Genomic DNA, 3,480 nt, shown 5'->3' on the forward strand with positions numbered 1-3,480 from the left:
ATCGACGATCCCGAATAGAGGCTAAAATGTTTGCCTTGAAACGACTTGGACAAGGTGTATCTAGTCGATGCTTTAATCGTCAGGTGGTTGACTTGCAAATAAGAGTCGATATTTTGAATAAATTTACTCAACTTGGTACAGCTAAAACGGTGGCTGTTGCATAAATATCTCAAGATTAGAACAACTCTACCTTTTGTCTATTTGTGCAACAAAGCCGTATTAGATTAGTATTTTTCTGTTTACATTTACGAATTAAATTTTTAATTAATTTTTCAGCATCACTTTCTTTATCTAATTCAATTTCTGTATATCGAAGCCACTCATTCAACGAAAATCGAATTACATCACAAGCAGCTAATAATATTTGTTTATTGATAAATGCTTCACCCTGAAAATAAGTAAAAACTGTAGCTAAACGCCGTGCGAGCTGACTTGCACGACTAGCAAAAGCTTGTAAATACTCATAACACTTTCCTTTCGCTTGCAAACTTTCAATTTCATTATAGAATGCAAGATCAACTTTTTTTGCTTCTTCATCGAGCGGAATAACATAACGTTGGTGGTCACTTGAATCATTTAACAAATCACTACAGCGTTCCCAATAAATTATCATTCTCGAGTCTGTGTTAATGTCTTTAGATTGATGTTCTTTATCCTGAAAACGCTGACCAGCTAAATTTTCAGGAACAGTAAGAATAAATCTTGCTAAAAAACCTTGACCTCTGAGAACTGGATCCTGAAGAGCTTTAATCAATACCTCTCTCTGGCCTTGTAAATTAAAAGTTAGTCGCACATCATAAGCTCTACCACTGCCATTTAAATTTGATTTTGATCTTGTTCGTTCAACGTATCCATCGTCGAATAGCTTTGTAAAAGTTGCCAAGGCTTGGTTACGTGTTTCGGATTTCATTGTATGTCCTGCAAAAAATTGAGCAGCTTCATCACTTGAAATTGAAACATTTGTAACAAAACCATCAATATATAAACCTAGTAAAGATTCAATCGTGATATCACTAAATACACTTGATGGATCTTTCGGTTCTTTAGTTTCAGCTAAACATGATTTATGCTCTTTTTTTTCATTACCAAGAAATTTTTTCTGCCATTGCCGATCATTACGGCGATATCTATCATATTGTAGGCGTTCATACTCCTTGATTGAATGATCAGCAATTGTTTTAGCACTACTTTTTCGGCTTCCACTTTGTCCTTCACTAAGTAAAAATAGGGAACAAGGTTCGCCATCTTTAACATAAGGATGAGGTGCATTTACATTCCGTTGTGCAATATGTGAAATTGCGCCGATAACACATTGTGCAGCCATTGAAATAGGGCATTGAACATATTCTGAAATACATTTAATAGCCTCCCTCATAACTACTGGAAAGTGCTGGATCGGATAATCCAATTGTTTTTTTTCATCAGACTTGCAAGAAGGAAGACTGTCTCCCCAATTTTCAGATGTAGTTATGAGTATTTTTTCATTATCAAACATTATAAGATCATCAACTTTTTTAAGAAAAATCTCCCTTACTGCTTAAAATTTATCAGCAGCAAACTTGAATTAAAGTTTTTGGAAGGGAGAGAGATTTAATTTTATAAAATCAAATAACTATTTGATTTCACCTGCAAATTTCAAAATTTCATTCCGATTCCAACGTAACAAGCGACCATGACGCTTTGGAAGAATTGGACCGGTCTCGTAGATAGCCCATTTTCTTAAGGTCTGAGGCTGAAGTCCTAGAAGTTTTGCTGCTTCTGCCGTAGTACAAAGTAATGATTCTGGCTTCATATCGAAGCTCCTTTAAATAACATTACGTACTTTTTAGTTGATTTATGCTGTATTGTTTATCTTCAAGTTTATTTGCTTAAGTTGACAATTGACCATAAATCATGATCATGAATGAAATCAAAACGTCTCGTATACGAAAAAATGCCATTAACTACCTAAGAACCATTATTTGGTATGAAAATATAAGTAGTAACGTGAGTATAAAACGTCGAATCGCTGTTGAAATTAATAAGGACTTTCGATTAGGGCCTGATCCAACCGAAACAGAAAATTTACTTTTTATAGCGAATGCGAATAGAGTCTCAGAATTTTTTGACCAACAAGAGTCAGCCATTTGGTATAAATATAGTTTAGGCACAACTGCACCAAATAAAAGTACGCTTGAGATTTGCGAGGTAAAAATTCCTGAATCATCTGTCTACTTTCAACATCCTATTTGGAAATTACTTGAAAGATTTCCAACACATGAAGATCTAAAAATATTCTATGCAACCCTACCTAAAAAAAATTTAGATTTTTTACTTAAAAAACTTCCTATGGATTTAACTCAATCTAATGCAGGTGATATTTGGAGACAGTGGGAGGGAAAGCCTCAATTCTTCATGCTTGTAAATTTTTTGGATTTTGTTGGATATATCGTATATAGCTATTACAAATGTATATACGAATTAAAATTTGAGCAAGCCAACAATGTACACAAGTTTTTAACACAGAATATTCAGTTTATTTTGGATAACCTTCGATGGTGTCCCCTACCAAATTGCCCATTTCATTGGAGTTTGACGATACAGGGCTTCTTAGTAAAAGACGAGCCAACATCAATATAATGGCAATTATCGATTTTAGTATGCTGTTTTACAATGGTATGCCCCAGATAAATTTCATCAATGCTTTCGACAACATCATAGAAGTCTGATTGATTCCGTATTCGTCCCCTACCCCACAATGCGTTTGAAAAGGCAGAAGAGACACCCGAAATTTTATAGTCACCTTTACAAATATCTTGCTTAAATAGATTCCAATCATGGATATCTATATCAGCATGAACAATACCGATTTTTTTACTTTCAAGTTTGACTTCAATCACTAAAGGTAATTCGTTAAATTGCTCTATAATTTCTAATTGCTTTAGTTGTGGCAACTGATAAAACCACTCACCACCGTTTCGTTGATGTATATCTTTGATAATCGGATCAGATTGTCCTGAAATACACATTTCTTCGTGATTTCCCCTTACTGTGATAAACCATGACTGATTTAACAAAGAAATACACTCGAGGTTCTCCACCCCACGTTCTATGAGATCACCTGTACAAATGAGTAAATCATTTTGAAAGTCAAAATTGAGAATTTTAAGTTCTTGCATGAGCAAGCTATAAGAGCCGTGTAAGTCACCAACTACATACATATGATCCGTTTTATTTGCATTGATTGTTAAAATATGAGAATAGTTCATTGACTTAAATGATCACAATTAATTTAAATATGATTACTGACCTAATAGCTTTTCAGTCACTAGTACTCGATCAAAGCTATACACATGTGCAAAAAGACTTTCTACACATTAAATAACCACCAATTTTTACCATCACAAGGCAATCTAAATAAAGAAAAATAAGGATATGGGTACTAAAGTTCATAATTCATATATTATAGGACTTACGCATTGACGGATTCAAAAAAGTACT

The 3,480-nt window shown here is 33.9% G+C and carries 4 protein-coding genes and 1 pseudogene; 2 read left to right on the forward strand and 3 right to left on the reverse strand.

The features are described from left to right. Nucleotides 1-164 (forward strand): annotated as a pseudogene (locus Aba26S_RS20460) (IS5/IS1182 family transposase); the annotation flags it as partial. A gap of 11 nt (nucleotides 165-175) precedes the next feature. On the opposite strand, the gene Aba26S_RS20465 reads toward Aba26S_RS20460, so the two are convergent. Continuing rightward, nucleotides 176-1,495: a DUF3987 domain-containing protein gene (locus Aba26S_RS20465; protein WP_081408479.1), complete on the reverse strand. Its 1,320-nt coding sequence runs from the start codon at nucleotides 1,493-1,495 to the stop codon at nucleotides 176-178. Nucleotides 1,496-1,612: 117 nt separating this feature from the next. Beyond that, nucleotides 1,613-1,792, reverse strand: coding sequence for a helix-turn-helix domain-containing protein (locus tag Aba26S_RS20470; RefSeq protein ID WP_043974900.1), 180 nt, complete (start codon nucleotides 1,790-1,792; stop codon nucleotides 1,613-1,615). Nucleotides 1,793-1,893: 101 nt separating this feature from the next. On the opposite strand from Aba26S_RS20470, the gene Aba26S_RS20475 reads away from it, so the two are divergent. Further along, nucleotides 1,894-2,619 (forward strand): hypothetical protein, encoded by a 726-nt coding sequence (locus Aba26S_RS20475; RefSeq protein ID WP_252322570.1) that lies wholly within the window; start codon nucleotides 1,894-1,896, stop codon nucleotides 2,617-2,619. Here the strand turns inward: Aba26S_RS20475 and Aba26S_RS20480 are convergent. Further along, nucleotides 2,562-3,248, reverse strand: a complete 687-nt coding sequence (locus Aba26S_RS20480) for a metallophosphoesterase (protein ID WP_043974902.1) — start codon at nucleotides 3,246-3,248, stop codon at nucleotides 2,562-2,564. The genes Aba26S_RS20475 and Aba26S_RS20480 overlap by 58 nt on opposite strands. Nucleotides 3,249-3,480: the final 232 nt, after the last annotated feature.

Origin of the sequence: Acinetobacter sp. NBRC 110496 (genome assembly GCF_000876115.1) — a bacterium.
GTDB lineage: Bacteria > Pseudomonadota > Gammaproteobacteria > Pseudomonadales > Moraxellaceae > Acinetobacter.

Excerpts from the sequence above, each read along its gene's own strand:
- Aba26S_RS20465 (WP_081408479.1), bottom strand. The coding sequence starts at position 1,495 with ATGTTTGATAATGAAAAAATACTCATAACTACATCTGAAAATTGGGGA.
- Aba26S_RS20470 (WP_043974900.1), bottom strand. The coding sequence starts at position 1,792 with ATGAAGCCAGAATCATTACTTTGTACTACGGCAGAAGCAGCAAAACTT.
- Aba26S_RS20475 (WP_252322570.1), top strand. The coding sequence starts at position 1,894 with ATGATCATGAATGAAATCAAAACGTCTCGTATACGAAAAAATGCCATT.
- Aba26S_RS20480 (WP_043974902.1), bottom strand. The coding sequence starts at position 3,248 with ATGAACTATTCTCATATTTTAACAATCAATGCAAATAAAACGGATCAT.